Annotated in this window: 14 protein-coding genes; 8 read left to right on the forward strand and 6 right to left on the reverse strand. The window is 59.9% G+C overall.

Translation table 11 applies throughout. The annotated features are described in order from the left end of the window. Positions 1-5: 5 nt before the first annotated feature. Positions 6-2,384, reverse strand: coding sequence for a penicillin acylase family protein (locus HBA54_RS00250; RefSeq protein WP_167220313.1), 2,379 nt, complete (start codon positions 2,382-2,384; stop codon positions 6-8). A gap of 333 nt (positions 2,385-2,717) precedes the next feature. Between HBA54_RS00250 and ftsH the strand changes: the two genes are divergently transcribed. From ftsH to HBA54_RS00265, 3 genes are all read left to right on the forward strand, one after another. Then, the gene (gene ftsH, locus HBA54_RS00255) at positions 2,718-4,571 is read left to right on the forward strand and encodes an ATP-dependent zinc metalloprotease FtsH (RefSeq protein WP_167220314.1); all 1,854 of its coding nucleotides are present in this window, start codon (positions 2,718-2,720) and stop codon (positions 4,569-4,571) included. A 220-nt stretch (positions 4,572-4,791) separates the two neighbouring features. Continuing rightward, positions 4,792-5,646: an alpha/beta fold hydrolase gene (locus HBA54_RS00260; RefSeq protein ID WP_167220315.1), complete on the forward strand. Its 855-nt coding sequence runs from the start codon at positions 4,792-4,794 to the stop codon at positions 5,644-5,646. 119 nt (positions 5,647-5,765) lie between these two features. Beyond that, the gene (locus HBA54_RS00265) at positions 5,766-6,692 is read left to right on the forward strand and encodes a YheT family hydrolase (protein ID WP_240932424.1); all 927 of its coding nucleotides are present in this window, start codon (positions 5,766-5,768) and stop codon (positions 6,690-6,692) included. Positions 6,693-6,753: 61 nt separating this feature from the next. Here the strand turns inward: HBA54_RS00265 and HBA54_RS00270 are convergent, their stop codons facing one another. The 4 genes from HBA54_RS00270 to HBA54_RS00285 all read right to left on the reverse strand — a co-directional run bounded on the left by HBA54_RS00270 (position 6,754) and on the right by HBA54_RS00285 (position 10,688). Beyond that, positions 6,754-7,419 carry a peroxiredoxin gene (locus tag HBA54_RS00270; protein ID WP_167220316.1) on the reverse strand — a complete coding sequence of 222 codons (666 nt, stop codon included), beginning with the start codon at positions 7,417-7,419 and terminating at the stop codon, positions 6,754-6,756. A gap of 120 nt (positions 7,420-7,539) precedes the next feature. Continuing rightward, on the reverse strand, positions 7,540-8,502 hold the full coding sequence (gene hemB, locus HBA54_RS00275; RefSeq protein WP_205944351.1) for a porphobilinogen synthase: 963 nt from the start codon (positions 8,500-8,502) through the stop codon (positions 7,540-7,542). Between the two features lie 173 nt (positions 8,503-8,675). Next, positions 8,676-9,269 carry a cysteine hydrolase family protein gene (locus HBA54_RS00280; protein WP_167220318.1) on the reverse strand — a complete coding sequence of 198 codons (594 nt, stop codon included), beginning with the start codon at positions 9,267-9,269 and terminating at the stop codon, positions 8,676-8,678. A 93-nt stretch (positions 9,270-9,362) separates the two neighbouring features. Beyond that, positions 9,363-10,688: an O-acetylhomoserine aminocarboxypropyltransferase/cysteine synthase family protein gene (locus HBA54_RS00285; RefSeq protein ID WP_167220319.1), complete on the reverse strand. Its 1,326-nt coding sequence runs from the start codon at positions 10,686-10,688 to the stop codon at positions 9,363-9,365. A 457-nt stretch (positions 10,689-11,145) separates the two neighbouring features. On the opposite strand from HBA54_RS00285, the gene HBA54_RS00290 reads away from it, so the two are divergent. From HBA54_RS00290 to HBA54_RS00310, 5 genes are all read left to right on the forward strand, one after another. After that, complete coding sequence (locus tag HBA54_RS00290) at positions 11,146-11,679, forward strand: PAS domain-containing protein (RefSeq protein ID WP_167220320.1); 534 nt, start codon at positions 11,146-11,148, stop codon at positions 11,677-11,679. 200 nt (positions 11,680-11,879) lie between these two features. Beyond that, positions 11,880-13,019 carry an acyl-CoA dehydrogenase family protein gene (locus HBA54_RS00295; RefSeq protein WP_167220321.1) on the forward strand — a complete coding sequence of 380 codons (1,140 nt, stop codon included), beginning with the start codon at positions 11,880-11,882 and terminating at the stop codon, positions 13,017-13,019. Between the two features lie 26 nt (positions 13,020-13,045). Next, positions 13,046-14,110, forward strand: coding sequence for an enoyl-CoA hydratase/isomerase family protein (locus tag HBA54_RS00300; protein ID WP_167220322.1), 1,065 nt, complete (start codon positions 13,046-13,048; stop codon positions 14,108-14,110). 78 nt (positions 14,111-14,188) lie between these two features. Beyond that, entirely contained in the window at positions 14,189-15,085 is an 897-nt protein-coding gene (gene mmsB / locus HBA54_RS00305) for a 3-hydroxyisobutyrate dehydrogenase (RefSeq protein WP_167220323.1), read from the forward strand. Between the two features lie 233 nt (positions 15,086-15,318). Then, positions 15,319-15,786, forward strand: coding sequence for a MarR family winged helix-turn-helix transcriptional regulator (locus HBA54_RS00310; protein WP_167220324.1), 468 nt, complete (start codon positions 15,319-15,321; stop codon positions 15,784-15,786). Positions 15,787-15,895: 109 nt separating this feature from the next. Here HBA54_RS00310 and HBA54_RS00315 read toward each other — a convergent pair whose 3' ends face one another. Beyond that, positions 15,896-17,119, reverse strand: a complete 1,224-nt coding sequence (locus HBA54_RS00315) for an acyl-CoA dehydrogenase (protein ID WP_167220325.1) — start codon at positions 17,117-17,119, stop codon at positions 15,896-15,898. Positions 17,120-17,229 lie beyond the last annotated feature (110 nt).

Genomic DNA, 17,229 nt, shown 5'->3' on the forward strand with positions numbered 1-17,229 from the left:
AATCCTCATTCTCGCTTTGGCAGGAGCTTAAGCTGTTCTGCGACCGCCCAGGTTTCGGGGGCCAGCGACACATTAAGGCCATCGCGCCAGCGATAGGAAAGGCTTCCATAAAGGCTGGAGAGTGGATTGCCGGATTGACCGGTCGCGATCATGAAGCGCGAGAGGTCGAGATCTGCCAGGTCGTAGACCGCCCGGAATCCGGCCCCATGGACGTTTTCAAAGAGGCTGTCTTCCGGGCCGCCAAGCCGGGCCGAGGCGCGGTTTACCGTATCGTCACCGCCGTCGCTCTCTACGTTTTGCGCAAACAGCCGGTTGATCACTGGGATGCGGCTTAAGACCGGATGGGAGAATTTCGTTGCATGGGCTTCGCCCCAACGCCAGTGGTTCATGTCATCGCCAAAGCGGTCGGACAGAAGGTCCAGGGCGATGTCGAGTGAAGCGGCGATCTGAGCATCGCAGGTCTCTACGGGCTCCGTATCTGTGTTGTCGCACCATGAACTCTCTTCGTCGATCAACCGCTCGACGGTGTAAAGCCCGCCGTTCAGAAAGTCGCGGTAGTTGCCACCCAGTTCGTCAGCCAGTATTTCCCGTCCCAGTGCCCAAACCCAGGCTTGGATGATCAGCGGTTCCGGCGCGTTGCGGTGCATGCGCAGATCCCAGGAACGCAGCATGGAAATTGCCATAACGCCACGCGCAGAGTTGGGCGGGACCGACAGCAGACGTGGCAGGATTTTTTTTGCACCGCTGGCGACAATGTCCTGCTGCAGTATGACGGACGCGGTTACATCGTGGTGTGGACCTCTTCCGGCCAGGGCAGCGGCGATCCGCTCCGCGCGATAGGGCGGTGGCCAGTCGACGGCAATGAGGTGAGGGTAGCTGTCGGGCACCATTTTGTTGTTCGCGTTGATCACTAGATCGCTCCTCGGATTGATCACCGAGGGTAGCTCGTCAAAAGGGACAAAGCCGATCCAGTCGAATTCGCCGTTCCATCCCGGTACCGGATGTTGCCCGTTGCCCGCACGGCGGATGGGTACGCGCGCCGGTGCAACAAAACCGATGTTTCCATCGACATCGGCATAGAGGATGTTCTGTTGTGGAGAGTGGAACTGACGCAGGGCTGCGCGGAACTCCCCCCAGTTGCGCGCGTGGTTGATGCCATAGAGGGCATCTGCCGTACGGTCATCTTCGCGCAGGGCCGGCCAGGAAAGGGCGAGTACGGCACCGGTTTCGGCGGAGCTTGCCGGGATTACATCGCTCATTACCGGTCCGTGACGGGTACTGCGGACGATCAGGCGGACTGCGTCTCCGTCGCGGACCCGGATCACTTCGTCACGGCTTCCAAAGGCCAGGGGGCCTTCCGGTGACTCATAGCGGTCTGGATCGTCAGCCATAAGCCTTTCGATGAAGAAATCCTGGGTGTCGCTTTGGGTGGTCGTGAAACCCCAGGCCAGGCGCTCGTTGTGGCCGAGAACGAGAAAAGGAACGCCTGGTGCGGTGGCTCCGGCCAGCGTGATGCCCGGGGCTTCAAGCCGGGCCAACATCCAGACGCCCGGCGATTCGAGCGAAAGATGAGGGTCGTTCGCCAGAATTGGCTTGCCGCTGGTGGTCCGTGATCCACCCAGCGTCCAGGCATTGGACGCGCCGGTTGGCTCAAGCCAGGGCGGCAGCAAGGTCGACAGGCGTTCCGCAACGCCCTTGTCGACGAGGCTGGCACGGCCTCTCAGGGTAACGGGGCCGTCGTCGGGATAGCTGGGCCAGAGGGCGGAGATCTTTTCCGGGCTGAAACGGCCGGCCAAACGTGCCCGGCTAAGCTCCGAGCGCCAGTTGTCCGAGAGGCGCAGTGCCATGAGGCGGCCCCAGAGAAGGGAGTCTGCGGCGGTCCAGGGTTCGGGGCTGTAGCGCAGGATCTGGAATTCCAGGGGCAGGGGGCCGGTGCGGTTCTCCAGGAAAGCGTTCACTCCCTGCGCATAGGCTTCCAGCGTGGCGCGGGTTGCTGCCGACAGATGATCAAGATTTGCTTCCGCAAGCTGGCGGAAGCCCAGAGTGCGAAAGAAGCGGTCGAGGTCCAGGGTCGTCTCCCCGATCACCTCGGACAGGCGACCGCTGGCGGTGCGGCGCATGAAATCCATTTGCCAGAGGCGCTCCTGGGCGTGGACGAAACCAAGTCCGCGATAGAGATCCAACTCGTTCTCCGCCCGGATGTTGACCAGGCCATCGCGATCCCTGAGGATCTTGACTTCGCCTTGAAGGCCGGCAAGCGTGAGTTCGCCCTTGGTTGTCGGCAGCGATCCGAGAAGCCAGAGATAAACGCCGAGTCCGGCTATCAGAGTGAGGCCGGCGACACCGCCTAAAGCCCATGGTAAGATCCTTAAGAGTTTCCGCATCTTGCTCCGATCGGCTGTGAGTGACCAAAAGTCACGAAAGCTCGTTTCTCAAGGTTTTTACGCGCCACCATGGTCTCGTGGATTCCATTGATTGCCATGGGATGACTCTGCGGGGCAAACGGTTAAGGTATTCATGCAAAAGGGGCAAGGCTATCGGCAGTCAGGCCCGGCGGCTGCAAGGATCACGGTGGGCGATTCTGCCCGGTGGACGACCGTAATCCTGTCGTTTACCTCCGCCTGCGTCAGGTTGAAGCATATTTGAGCTGAATCATTCCTCTTGTCGTGACCGGCTGGTAAGCATGAAATAATCAGGATTTAATCAGGTTGAACAAAATGCTGAAGGGACTAGCAAAATGGTTGCCGGCACTCCTGGTTGGCTTGATTTTGCTTGGATTCTTCGCAAACCTTCAACAGCCCGTTCCGCTTCAGGAGCGCGCGACTGAGATCGCTTACAGCGAGTTCAAGAAGCTGTTGAAAGAGCGGCGTGTTGCCGAAGTGGTGATGCAGGGCCAGAAAGTCACTGCGACCCTTCGCGCGGCTGCGGGCGTGGAAGCGGGGTCTTCCGTTGTCGCCAACCTTCCGGAGATTCAGGATCCGAACCTGTTTTCCCTGATCGATGACAGCCAGGCGATATTGGTTATCCAACCCAGCGAAGAGGAGAACAGCAACTGGGTTTTCAGCCTGCTTCCCTGGCTGGTGTTCCTGGGGCTTTATTTCTGGTTCTGGCAGAAGATGCAGAGCAACCTTGTCGGCCGTTTTGGGGGGCGGGATCCTTCGGACTTTCTCACCGGCTCCAGCAAAAAGGAAACCAAGGCCGTTCGGCGGATTACTTTTGACGATGTCGCCGGCCAGGAGGCTGCGAAACGCGAGGTTGGCGAACTTGTGGACTTTCTCAAAGACCCGGAAAGATACAGCCGCCTGGGGGCGGAGGCGCCGCGCGGTGTTCTGCTCATGGGGCCGCCGGGCACCGGCAAGACTCTGCTGGCCCGGGCTTTGGCTGGGGAAGCCGGCGTCGCCTTCTACCATACCTCCGCTTCTGAGTTCATCGAGATGTTTGTCGGCGTCGGTGCCTCGCGGGTCCGCAAGATGTTCGATGAAGCCAAGGAGCGGGCGCCCAGTATTATCTTCATTGATGAGCTCGATGCTGTCGGCCGTGTTCGCGGCACCGGTCTGGGGGGTGGCAACGATGAACGTGAGCAGACACTGAACCAGATTCTCTCGGAGATGGATGGATTTTCCGGACACGAGGCAGTCATCGTACTGGCGGCGACCAACCGGCCCGATGTTCTCGACCCGGCTTTACTCAGGCCGGGCCGCTTTGATCGTCATGTCACCCTGGAGCTTCCCGATCGCAAGGCGCGTGAGGCGATCCTGAAGGTCCATACGCGCAAGATACCGCTTGCCGAGGACGTCGACTTGTCGTTGCTTGCTGCTTCGACGCCGGGGTTTTCGGGGGCAGATCTCAAGAACCTGGTGAACGAAGCCGCGATGGCGGCAGCCCGGGCGGATGAGAACGCCATCCGGATGGGGCATTTTGATGAGATGCGGGACAAGGTGATGATGGGGTCGGTTCGCAGCCTTGCGATACGGCCGGATGAGCGTCACCGCCTGGCGGTGCATGAAGCCGGGCACACGGTCACCGCGCACTTCCTGCCGCTGGCCGATCCGATCTACAAAGTGACGATCATCCCGCGCGGCCGGGCCCTGGGGGGCACCCATATGCTGCCGGAAGAGGAGCGCCATACCCTCCCCGTCGACTACCTGAAGGACCGGCTGACCGTTCTTCTGGGCGGACGCACAGCCGAGCAGGAACTGCTCGGCGAAGTCAGCTCCGGCGCAGATGATGACATCCAGAAGGCTACCCAGCTGGCGCGGGCCATGGTGTCACGCTGGGGCATGTCGGAGGAGGTCGGGCCCGTCGATCTGCGCCAGAGTGACGAGCACCCGTTCCTGGGACGGGAGATAGCCCAACCGCGTCGTTTCAGCGAGACGACGGCGCATGAGGTGGATCGAGCGGTTGCCGTGCTTCTGCAGGAGGCCACTGCGCGGGCAACCGCGATCATTGGCGCCAATCGTCAGGCCATGGAGCATCTGGTGCGCCGTCTGGAGGAACGCGAGAGCCTGTCCGCCGACGAAATCGATGCCTGTTTGGGGGGGCCTGCGCAGAATCGCGGCTCCGCCGCCTAAAACCCCGTCATTGCCATGATAAGGCCGCTCTCTCGGCCTGTTCAGATATGCCAACACGGGATTGTTTCTTGCGGCCGCTGAGACAGCTTCCTATAGATGGTGGGTTGGCTCTCCTTGCGAGAGCGCGTGGTCTCGATAGGTTGTGGAGCTTGAGGATGGCAGGTGATGTAGGTCGGTTCCCTGATGTGTTTTCCATGGCTCCGGCGGTTGCCTGACCGACATGACAGAGGCACACGAGGACCATCTGCTTTGCCTGTCAAAGACAGGCTTTCACAAGCTGTCATACCGCGTCTACGGACTGGATCATCCGCGCCCGATTGTCTGTGTCCACGGTCTGGGCCGAAACGCCAGGGACTTTGACACCCTGGCCGGGATTCTCGCGGCTGGCGGGCGCCGGGTCATTTGCGCCGACGTCGTCGGTCGCGGCGCGAGTGGCTGGCTGAATGACCCCATGGATTATGGCTACCCGCAATACCTGGCGGATATGAGCAGCCTCATCGCAAGGCTCGACTGCCAGGCAGTGGATTGGGTCGGAACCTCCATGGGCGGCTTGATCGGCATGATGTTGGCCGCGATGCCAGGAAACCCGATCCGGCGTCTGGTCGTTAATGATGTCGGCGCGTTCATTCCCAAGAACGCCTTGCTGCGCATCTTCGAGTACTTCGGCAAGGATCCTTACTTTCCCGATCTTGCGGCTGCCGAGGTCTATCTCCGAGAGATTTATCGAAGCTTTGGCGATCTGATGGATGAGCAGTGGTGCCATCTGACCGAAACGTCGCTGCGCCGGGACGGGGCAGGGTGGCGTCTTCACTATGATCCGCAGATTGCTGCCCCATTGGAGGCGCTGGAGGTTGATGACCTTGATCTCTGGTCCTTCTGGGATGCGATTACCTGTCCGGTATTGTTGCTGCGTGGCGCTGAGTCTGACCTTCTGTTGAGAGAGACTGCCGAGGAGATGACCAGGCGCGGCCCTAAGGCGACGCTGCGGGAGTTTCCCGGCTGCGGGCATGCGCCGGCTCTCCTCGATCGGCAACAGACGGAACCGGTCGTCACTTGGCTCGCTTCGGAATCCTGAGCCGGGCTTCGATGTCGAAGAAGGTAGACGAGGCCCCCAACCAGTCCGCGGCCGCGACGGTCTTCGCTCCATCCCGGTTCCGGGTGCGGGCACCCTGGTACGGCGGTGACCTCCAGACATTGTACAATTTTCTGCGCCGGCCCGCGATTGACCTGGGCCGCTGGCCGGAACGCCGCCTGGAACTGGCGATGCGGGACGGCAGCGGCGATCGCCTTGTCGCCAAATTGCATGAGCCTGCTGAGCCGCGGCGTGGCTTGGTTGTTTTGGTGCATGGCCTGACGGGCTGTGAAGACAGCTTCTACATCAGGGTATCGACGCAGTACTGGTTGTCTTCCGGTTACGCAGTATTGCGGCTGAATCTGCGCGGTGCCGGACCTTCGCGACCTCTTTGTCGTCTGCACTATCATGCCGGGCGCAGCGCCGACCTGCGCGATGCTTTGGAGTCTCTCCGCGCCCTGGCCCCGCAACTTTTAAATCGGGGGATTTTTCTGGTCGGCTACTCCCTGGGCGCCAATCTGCTGATACGTTTTCTGGCCGAAGAAGCGTCCGCATTTCCGGTGGTCGCAGGTGCGTGTGTTTCCGCGCCGATCGATCTCAAGGCGGCGCAGCGACGGATCATGGACAGCCGTAACTGGATCTATCATCGCTACCTTCTGGCCAGAATGCGCGAGGAGGCCTTGGCTGCTCCTGTTCCCCTCAGCGAGGACGAAAGAAACGCGATTTACAGCGCTGCTTCAGTCTATGATTTCGATGATCAGGTGGTGGCACCGGCCAACGGTTTTACGGGCGCGGATGACTACTATGCCAGATGCTCCGGTCTGCGCTTTCTTTCCAAGATCGTCTGCCCGACGCTTGCCGTTCATGCTGAAAACGACCCTTGGATCCCCGCTGAATCCTACCGGCATTTTGACTGGACGGCGAACCCGGCGCTTTCATTGGCAATGCCACGCGCGGGCGGCCACGTCGGTTTTCACGCCCAAGGCAGCGACTTTACCTGGCATGACCAGGAGATCGGCCGTTTCTTCGCCCTGGCTGCGGCACAGTAAGGCGTGACAAAGCGGCCGGCGAGCTTCTGTCGCCGGCCAGCCGTCTCAATTCTCTCGGTTTCTATGAGGCCTTGGGCTGCTTGACGACCCGCAGGTAGGGTTTCACTTCCTTCCAGCCATCCGGGAACAGTTCCTTTGCCGCATCGTCCTTCACTGCCGGGACAATGATAACGTCTTCGCCCTGCTGCCAGTTCACCGGGGTGGCGACTTTATGCTCTGCCGTCAGTTGCAGCGAGTCGATAACCCGAAGCACCTCGTCGAAGTTACGCCCCGTGCTCATCGGATAGGTAATCATCAGTTTGACGGTCTTGTCCGGGCCGATCACGTAGACATTGCGAACCGTCGCATTGTCCACCGCGGTTCGCCCGCTTGCGCTGTCGCCGGCGCTTGCCGGCAGCATGCCATAGAGCTTGGCGACCGCCAGATCCGAGTCACCGATCATCGGATAGTTCGGGGCGGTGCCCTGCGTCTCCTCGATATCCTTGGCCCAACGCTTGTGGTCATCGACGGAGTCCACGCTCAGGCCGATGATCTTCACATTGCGTTTGTCGAATTCCGGTTTCATCTTTGCGACATAGCCGAGCTCCGTCGTGCAGACCGGTGTAAAGTCTTTCGGATGGGAGAAAAAGACAGCCCAGCTGTCGCCAATCCAGTCGTGAAAACTGATCGTTCCTTCGGTCGTGTCGGCCGTAAAGTCGGGTGCGGTATTGCCCAGTTGCAACGCCATGATTCGTTCCTCCATCTGAGAGATTGCTTTATCAGCGATTGTTGTAGCGCGAAGACAACACAAGCGCTCACAAGTTAACCACTACGAATTCTGGTTACTTTGCTGACTGTTTCGTGATCTTCAACGCTGTTTAAGCAGCGTCGCGATCTCCGGGGCGGCATAGGTCAGAACCGCATCGGCCCCGGCACGCTTGAAGGACAAGAGGCTTTCCATGATCGCCTTGTCATTATCCAACCAACCGTTCTGTGCGGCGGCTTTGATCATTGCGTACTCGCCGCTGACCTGATAGGCCGCCGTGGGTACGCCGAAGCGGTCCTTTATCCGGCGTATGATATCAAGGTAAGGCATGCCCGGCTTGATCATGACCATATCGGCGCCCTCCTGAAGGTCCAGGGCAACTTCCCGCAGGGCTTCGTCACTGTTCGCAGGGTCCAACTGGTAGGTTTTCTTGTCACCGGTGAGGTTCGAACCTGACCCGACGGCATCGCGGAAGGGGCCGTAGAAACAGCTGGCGTACTTGGCGGCGTAGGCAATGATATTCACGTTAGCGAAGCCCTTGACGTCCAATGCCTCGCGCAGGGCGCCGATACGCCCATCCATCATGTCGGACGGCGCGACGACGTCGCAGCCGGCCTGCGCCTGGGCCAGGGCTTGCTGACAGAGTAGTTCGATGGTCTCGTCATTGAGAATTTCGCCGTCGCGGACCAGGCCGTCGTGTCCGTCGGCGTTGTAGGGGTCCAGGGCGACATCGCAGATCAGGCCAATGTCGGGAAAGGCCTGTTTGATGCGGCGGACGGCACGGCAGACCAGGTTGTCGGGATTGATCGCTTCCCGGCAGTCCGATGTCTTCAGTGCATCGTCGGTGTAGGGAAAGATGGCGACAGCCGAGAGGCCGAGGTCGCTGCCACTACCCACGGCATCCACCAGGCAGTCCAATCCCAAGCGGTCGATTCCCGGCATTGACGCGACCGGCAGGCGGCCGTCACCGTCATGAACGAAGATCGGCCAAATCAGATCGTCGGTCTCGACCCTGTTTTCGGCGACCATACGCCGGACCCAGTTCGCCCGGCGATTTCGCCGCATACGCAGCTGGGGGAAGGCGCCCAGGCTTTCAGGTTGGCGCTGTGGGGCCGCCTGTTCCGGCTCCGGCACGGCCCGAAGGGCTGGTGTCTCGTTCTTTGGCAAGTCGCTCATAACTTCTCCCGGATGCTCCCTTTGGCTGGGTTCGATCCCGGCTGGGGTGCATTCATTACAGTCTAAGCGCCCGGCTGAGCGGCAACAAGCGTCTGTAGCGAGGCGATGAGGGGGCTTGTCCGCACCACCGTGGCGTATTCACCATTCAACTGGGCCAGGCTGACCGCGTGCACGTCATCCGGGGACCAAAGGCGGCCCGTCATGTCGCGCAGTTCGCTGCTCGACGTCGCATCTTCGGCAATCCATGTGCGAAACCCTAGGTTTGCAGCCATACGCACGGTCGCATCGACCGAGTTGTGCAGCAGAACCCCGACAATGATGAGTTCTGTGATGCCGCGGTCGTGAAGCGATGCCTGCAACCCGGTTTCAATAAATGCGTTGTTGGTCTTCTTCTGGATAACGATTTCACCGGGCCCGGGCGCAAGGCTGTCTTTGAAATCACAACCCGGCTGACCCGGTCGGTAAGGGGAGCCTGGCTCGGTCGAAAGATGCTGCACGTGAACGACCGGACGCCCCAGATGGCGCCACAATGCCAATAGGTCGCCCACGCGCTGTTCGGCATCCGGGTTGTTGCGGCGTCCCCACTTCGGGTCGTCTATGGCCTTCTGGAAGTCGACGATTACCAGAGCCGCGTTATCTGCAATCTGGTCGGGCATATTCAGTACTCGATTGGTGGTCAGGCAAACGGCTTTCGTGTTGCCGAAGGTCGGCCGGCTCGTTGGGCGCGGCCGACCTTCGGCTTGAACACTTTACTCTGCCGCTGCCGCAGTTCCCCTGGATGCCGCCAGCGCCTGGTCGAGATCGGCCAGTATGTCGTCGATATGCTCGATCCCGATTGAGAGGCGGACATAGCCTGCCGTAACGCCCGTTGCGGCCTGCTCCTCCGCCCCTAACTGCGAGTGGGTGGTCGATGCCGGGTGAATGGCAAGGCTGCGCGCATCGCCGATGTTTGCCACGTGATAAAACAGCTTCAGCGAATCAATAAAGCGTCGACCGGCTTCGCTGCCTCCGGCCAGCTCGAAACCGACCAGCCCGCCAAAGCCGCCGGTTAAATAGGCATCCGCCCTGCGCCGGGTTTCGCCTTCCTGCAGCGAGGGATGGATGACCTTTGTCACATCAGGCTGGTTGAGCAGGAACTCGGCCACCGCAGTTGCATTACGGCTATGCTCGCGAATGCGCAGCGGCAGTGTTTCCAGGCCCTGAATGAACTGAAAGGCATTGAACGGGCTCATGGCATAACCAAGATCCCTCTGCAGCGTAACCCTTGCTTTCAGGATATAGGCGATAGGCCCCAATGGCTTGGCGGCTTCTGTCCAAACCGCACCATGGTAACTCGGGTCCGGCTGATTCAGCAGGGGGAAGCGGTCCGCGTGTTTGGCCCAGTCGAAGGTTCCGCCGTCTACCAGGATGCCGCCGATCGAGGTGCCATGGCCGCCAATGTATTTGGTCGTCGAGTAGATGACGATATGGGCACCATGCTTCAGCGGCTGACAGATGATTGGCGCTGCGGTGTTATCGACGATCAGCGGAACGCCGATGTCGTTGCCGATGGCGGCAACCTCGCCGATGGGGAAGACGGCAAGCTTGGGATTGGGCAGGGTCTCGGCATAGTAGGCCCGGGTCCGCTCGTCGGTTGCGCGGCGGAAGTTTTCCGGGTCGCTCGGGTCGACGAAGCGGACCTCGATACCGAAGTTGTTCAGGGTGTTCGCGAACAGGTTCCAGGTGCCGCCATAGAGGTCGGTCGAGCTGACGATATTGTCCCCGGAGCGGGCGATATTCTGAATGGCGATGGCGGAGGCCGCCTGACCGGAGGAGACGGCGAGGGCGGCTGCGCCCCCTTCAATTGCCGTTATGCGCTGCTCCAGGACGTCGCAGGTCGGATTCATGATCCGCGTATAGATGTTACCAAGCTCTTTTAAGGCAAAGAGGTTCGCTGCGTGGCCGGTGTCCTGAAACTCGTAGGATGTCGTCTGATAGATCGGAACGGCAACGGCACCGGTGTGCGGATCGCTGCGATACCCGGCATGCAGTGCCAGGGTTTCCGGGTTTGTGCTGGTCTTCGCGGACTCTGTCATCTCTGGGCCCTTTCAATTCAAGTTCATTGCGTTGTCATCTCCCCGAGGGGCCCACCTAGATGTGGACTTTTAGCTTTTGGTCACGCGGAGCAAGCTACCCCTCAAATCACCGCGAACCCCTTGGGGGGTCAGGCCGAATGCCGTCGGAAAAAACGGCAAACAAAAAAACCGCCACGGCTATTCCGGGCGGTTGTGACCACTCGTTTAGCCGCATTTTTTAAGCGCCCGCAAGCTGAGATCAAATCGGCGCTCTATGTATGAAAAAAAACGCCTAGCCAGCCGTTTTGTCAAGGATATTATCCGGCGTGTTGCCCGCCCTGTATTTCAATCTAAAGGTGGATTGTCCGGTTGACCACTAAACGAAAATAGTCGACAACTATCACGATTTCCGAGCAATTGATTTGTCAACTAATAAGAGAAAATCGCCTCAGGTAGGGGTACTACCGATAGGAATATAATGCCTGAAGATAGCAAAGAGGCGAAGCTAACTGTCTTTCGGTTGCATGAGGATGGTTATGCGGATGCGGAGGGAGAGCCGCTTGCTGATTGCCCAGAGGTTCTTCTGAAGTTGCACGATTACTGGCAGTCGCGCCGCGGCGAGCATGCATTTCCTGCCCGCGCGGATATCGATCCGGTCGATATTCCGGCGCTATTGGAACACCTCCTCCTGGTTGATGTGCTTGAGGACCCGTTGGACTTTCGCTACCGCCTCGTTGGCGGCCACATCGTCCACCATGCCGGGCATAACATTCAGGGGAAAACGGTGCGGGGGTTGCTGACAGACGGCAATTCGCCGGAACAGGTGCTGCAGGCCAAGGCGATGGACCTGGGTAAGATGGTTTCGGATTTGAAAGAACCGATCTTTGCCCAGCTTCGCTATCACTCGGTCTCATCGGATGCTGAGAAGTTTCTTCAGATGGTGCTGTTGCCGTTGGGAGACCGAGGCCGCAACATCAACATGCTTCTTGCCGGGCTCAATTACTCCTACTAGCACCCGGTGGCCTGATCCGTCCCGCAGGATCATCCCCGGCGCTTCTTTGCGGCGGATGATCCTGCGGGACCACGCCAGGTTTGCCGCGGTGGGGCTGCAGGGTAGGGCTGGGCCGTTCGCGCAGATTGACAGGCCGAAGACCGGCTCTATCATCGCCGCTGGACCCGCCCACTTCTTGAAACCGGTTTACCAATCCGCCTATGTCATTTGAACTGAACGACGAACAGCGCGCGTTTCAGGATATGGCGCGCCAATTCGCCACCCAGGAGATGGCGCCTCTGGCTGCCTCATGGGACGAGAACTGCGAGTTCCCGGTCGATACGCTGCGCCAGGCCGCGGCCTTGGGACTGGCGGGAATTTATGTCCGCGATCAATCCGGCGGATCCGGGCTGACGCGGCTTGATGCGGCGGTCATCTTCGAAGAACTGGCGGCGGCCTGTGTTTCCACGGCGGCTTACATTTCGATCCACAATATGGTCGCCTGGATGATCGACAGCTTTGCAGAAGATGCGCTGCGTGAGCGATATCTGCCGAAGTTGCTGACAATGGAACACTTCGGCAGCTATTGCCTGACCGAACCGGGCTCAGGCTCCGATGCGGCTTCCTTAAAAACAACGGCCGTCAGAGATGGCGACGATTACGTCCTGAATGGGTCGAAGGCCTTCATCTCCGGCGGCGGAACAAGTGACGTGTACCTGGTGATGTGCCGCACCGGCGGGGCTGGTGCGGAAGGGATCTCGGCTCTGGTGATGCCCAAGGGGATCGAGGGTCTCTCTTTTGGGAAAAGAGAAAAGAAGCTGGGTTGGAACAGCCAACCAACCGCTGCGGTGATTTTCGAGAATGCGAGGGTGCCGGCGACCAATCTGCTCGGGCGCGAAGGCGAGGGCTTCAAGTTTGCCATGATGGGCCTTGATGGCGGGCGCGTGAACATTGCCGCCTGTTCTCTGGGCGGCGCCCGGGCTTGCCTTGAGGCGGCGCACGAGCACATGGGGGTTCGCCAACAGTTTGGTAAGAACCTCGGAAAATTTCAGGCACTTCAGTTCAAGTACGCGGACATGGCCACGGAGCTTGAGGCCGCACGCCTCATGGTCTGGCGTAGCGCAACCATGCTGGACGACAAAGCGCCGGACAGAACTCTTTACTGTGCGATGGCCAAGCGCTTTGCGACGGATGCAGCCTTTCACATCTGCAATGAGGCCCTGCAGCTGCACGGCGGCTACGGCTACATCCGCGAGTACCCGGTCGAGCGTTTTCTGCGCGATGTGAGGGTGCATCAGATACTCGAAGGTACAAACGAAATCATGCGGGTCATTATCGCTCGCAAGCTACTTGGTGAATGACAGCCCTGCGGGAGACGGCAAGCTGAATGTCTGATACGGATGAGATAGAATTTGAGGAACGGGGCGGTGTCGGTTTCATCACCTTGAACCGGCCCAAGGCGCTCAATGCGCTGACACTTGATATGATACAGGCAATGATGCCCAAGCTGCAGGATTGGCGGGAAGACCCGGTCATCAAGGCTGTCGTCATTGCCGGTGCCGGCGACCGCGCGTTCTGCGCCGGCGGCGATGTCCGTGCCGTCTATGAGGCGGGCCGGAACGGAGGTTCTCTGACCAAAGAGTTTTTCCGCGACGAGTACCGGCTGAATCGGATGATCCACGTTTTCCCCAAGCCCTATGTTGCTTTGATTGACGGAATCACTATGGGCGGCGGGGTTGGTCTTTCCGTGCATGGAAGCCATCGGGTTGCAACCGAGAAGACAATGCTGGCGATGCCGGAAACGGGGATCGGTTTGTTTCCGGATGTCGGCGGCTCGTTCTTTCTGCCCCGCTTGCCGGGTAAACTTGGCTTGTTCCTCGCATTGACCGGCTGGCGCCTGGGCGCCGCAGACGCAGTGTACTCTGGGTTGGCGACGGACTTTGTGCCCAGCGACAAGATCCCTCAGCTTGTCGATGCCTTTGCTGGCGCGGACTGGAACACCGCCGCTGCGGACGCCGTCGTCGATCAGATCATCGATGCCGCCACGGAGCCGCCGGAACCATCGGCGCTGGCGCAGCAGCGGGACGCTATAGACCGCTGTTTTTCGGCGCCCTCAGTGGAAGCAATCCTGGAGGCCCTGGACGCCGAGCCGGGCGACTGGGCGGCAAAGATCGCCAAGATAATCCGCAAGCAATCGCCGACCAGCCTGAAAGTGACTTTTGAGCAGGTGCACCGGGGCGCAACAATGGACTTCGACAGCGCCATGGTAGAAGAATTCCGCCTGAGCCAGGCCTTCATGGCCGGCAAGGATTTCTATGAAGGCATCAGGGCCGTTCTTGTCGACAAGGACCAAAAGCCAAATTGGCAGCCAGGCGACTTGCAGTCGGTGACGCCGGGAATCGTCGAGGCCCATTTCCGTCCCTTGGGCGACGGTGACCTGACCTTTTCCTGACGGTTCTCAGGCGCTGTGGCGGCGCGTGTTGGCGGAACCGGACGATATGAATCAAAGATAATCGAGTGGGAGGAAAATATGGCGCGCATTGGATTTCTTGGGCTTGGCAACATGGGGTTGCCCATGGCCAGGAACCTTTTGAATGTCGGCCACAGCCTGGCCGGCTTCGATCTCGTCCCTGCCGCTCAAGAAGCCGCCGCCGCCGCAGGCGTGTCGGTTGTCGCGGCGCCGGCCGATGTACTTTCCGATGCTGAAGCCGTGGTCACCATGCTGCCGGCCGGTGAGCACGTGAGATCGGTCTATGCGGGTGACGGTGGGCTTCTGGCCCAGGCGGCACCGGGGACGCTGTTTCTCGACTGCTCGACCATCGATGTCGCGACTTCGCGCGACGTTCATGGCGAAGCCGCGGCCCGCGGCCATGACATGATCGATGCGCCGGTGTCGGGGGGCGTTGCCGGGGCCGAAGCGGGAACGCTGACCTTCATGGTGGGGGGCGAGGGTAAGGCGTTCGAACGGGCCAAGCCGCTCCTGGAGATCATGGGCCGTAACATCGTGCACGCTGGCGGCGCCGGCAACGGCCAGGCGGCGAAGATCTGCAACAACATGATCCTCGGCATCTCGATGATCGCAGTCTCCGAGGCTTTCGCGCTTGGCCAGAAGCTTGGGCTCGACCCCAAGGCCTTTTTCGATATCAGCTCGGCCGCATCCGGGTCCTGCTGGGCCATGCTGAACCACAACCCCGTGCCGGGTATCGTCGAGACCTCGGCAGCCAACCGGGACTATCAGCCAGGCTTTGCCGCGGCGATGATGCATAAGGACCTCAAGCTTTCACAAGCCGCGGCCAGCCATGCGGGGGCCGCCACGCCGCTGGGTGCGGAGGCTGCCGCGCTCTACACCATCTTCGTCAATGCCGGAAACGGCGGCCTCGACTATTCCGCTATCATCAAGATGATCCAGGGCAACGCCGACAAATAGTCTTTGCCCGCCGTTAACGGAGTCTCGCCGAAATTGGGCCTTTGAGTGTGTAGGACAGGAATGGTAGTGCCCTTTTGACGTCCGGAGACTGTGGCAAATGGCGGATAATCAAATAAATATGATTAGAATCAATAAGATAAATCCCACATCCGTTAAGTAAAGTTTAATAGGCTTCCCGCTAACCTTTTACGATTGCTGCTTGGATTCTGTTGAAAGAGTCATGTGAGGGTATCGTGAAGTCCAAATATCTTGATCTGATTGGCCTGGTTGAACGGCTGCACCGTCAGTGCCTCGAGGTCATCAAAGCCGACCTGGATCGCCAGGGCATCCGGGACCTGAACAACGTTCAGGCCCTGATCCTGTTCAATGTCGGCGAAGAAGAGCTTTCGATCGGTGAACTGACCCAGCGCGGGTATTACCTGGGCTCGAACGTCTCTTACAACGTGAAGAAGATGGTTGAGAACGGCTATCTGATTCAGGAGCGTTCGCCTCATGACCGGCGCTCTTTCCACGTGCGCCCATCAGAGAAGGGTGTCGCTGTTTATCGCGGTCTCTCGGCGTTGTTCGATCAGCATGCAACGCATCTGTCGGACAGCCAGCTCTCTGAGGATGGACTGGAGGCGGCCAATCATGCCTTGCGCCGTATCCAGCAGTTCTGGTCGACGCCCGCCAGTCTCGCGCGCGATCTCAGCGCAGCATAACGCCAAGTACCTTCGGTCACAGGGCCGAAGGTACGGGGGCATCGCAGTGCGAGCCCAGATCCCGGCCAAACACGGCCGGGGGTCTTTCCTAACTGAAACCTTGTAAGCGCTAAAAGAAGGCTTGAATGCCTGTCTGCGCCCGCCCCAGGATCAGGGCGTGGACATCGTGCGTCCCTTCGTAGGTGTTGACTGCTTCCAGGTTCATTGCGTGACGGATCACGTGATACTCGTCGGACACGCCGTTTCCGCCATGCATGTCCCGCGCCTGCCGGGCGATGTCCAGCGCCTTGCCGCAGGAGTTACGCTTGCAAAGGGATATTGCCTCGGGCGCTCCCTTGCCGCTGTCGAGCAGGCGGCCAAGCTGAAGGCTGGCTTGCAGCCCGATGGCGATTTCGGTCTGCATATCTGCCAGTTTCTTTTGGATGAGTTGGGTTGCGGCAAGCGGGCGACCGAACTGTTGGCGTTCCAGCGTATAGGACCTTGCGGCGTGCCAGCAAAATTCGGCAGCGCCCAAAGCGCCCCAGGCGATCCCGAAGCGCGCTTTATTGAGACAGCCGAAGGGGCCTTTCAAGCCGGTCACGTTGGGTAGCAGATTCTCCTCGGGTACGAAGACGTCATCCATGACGATCTCGCCGGTGACGGAGGCGCGGAGCGAGAACTTGCCTTCGATTTTTGGGGCGCTCAGTCCTGCCATTCCCTTTTCCAGGATGAAGCCGCGAATGGTATCGCTGTCGTCTTTCGCCCAGACGACGAAGACGTCGGCGATCGGCGCGTTGGTGATCCACATCTTCGCGCCCTTCAACTGATAGCCACCGTCAACCTTTGCCGTGCGCGTCTTCATGCCGCCGGGATCGGATCCGTGGTCCGGCTCGGTCAAGCCGAAACAGCCCACCAAAGCGCCGCTCGCAAGGCCGGGGAGGAAGCGCTGCCGCTGCTCTTCCGTGCCATAAGCGTAGATAGGATGCATGACCAGGCTGGATTGAACCGACATGGCCGAGCGGTAGCCGGAATCGACCCGCTCTACCTCACGCGCCACCAGGCCGTAGCTGACGTGGTTGGCGCCGGCGCAGCCATAGTCTTCGGGTAGGGTCAGGCCCAGGAAGCCCAGAGCGCCCATCTCGGTCATGATTTCGCGATCGAAGACTTCGTTCCTGTTTGCCTCCAGGATCCGGGGCATAAGTTTTTCCTGGCAGTAGGCGCGCGCGGCATCCCGCACCATCCGCTCGTCTTCGCTGAGCTGTTCTTCGAGCAGCAACGGGTCCTCCCAGACAAACCTAGCTTTGTCTGCGGAAGGTTTGAGGGTTTGCGCATTGGTTGCCGTTGCCTGAGACATTCCACGGATCCTTCGATGTTGGACGCTTTCCTGCAGACCTCAGATATAGCGCAATTGTCTGTGCGTCAAAAGCGGTGCCTTGGCTTCACCTCTGATCGGCGGACGGCCGG

Source organism: Pelagibius litoralis (genome assembly GCF_011683915.1).
Taxonomy (GTDB): domain Bacteria; phylum Pseudomonadota; class Alphaproteobacteria; order Kiloniellales; family Kiloniellaceae; genus Pelagibius; species Pelagibius litoralis.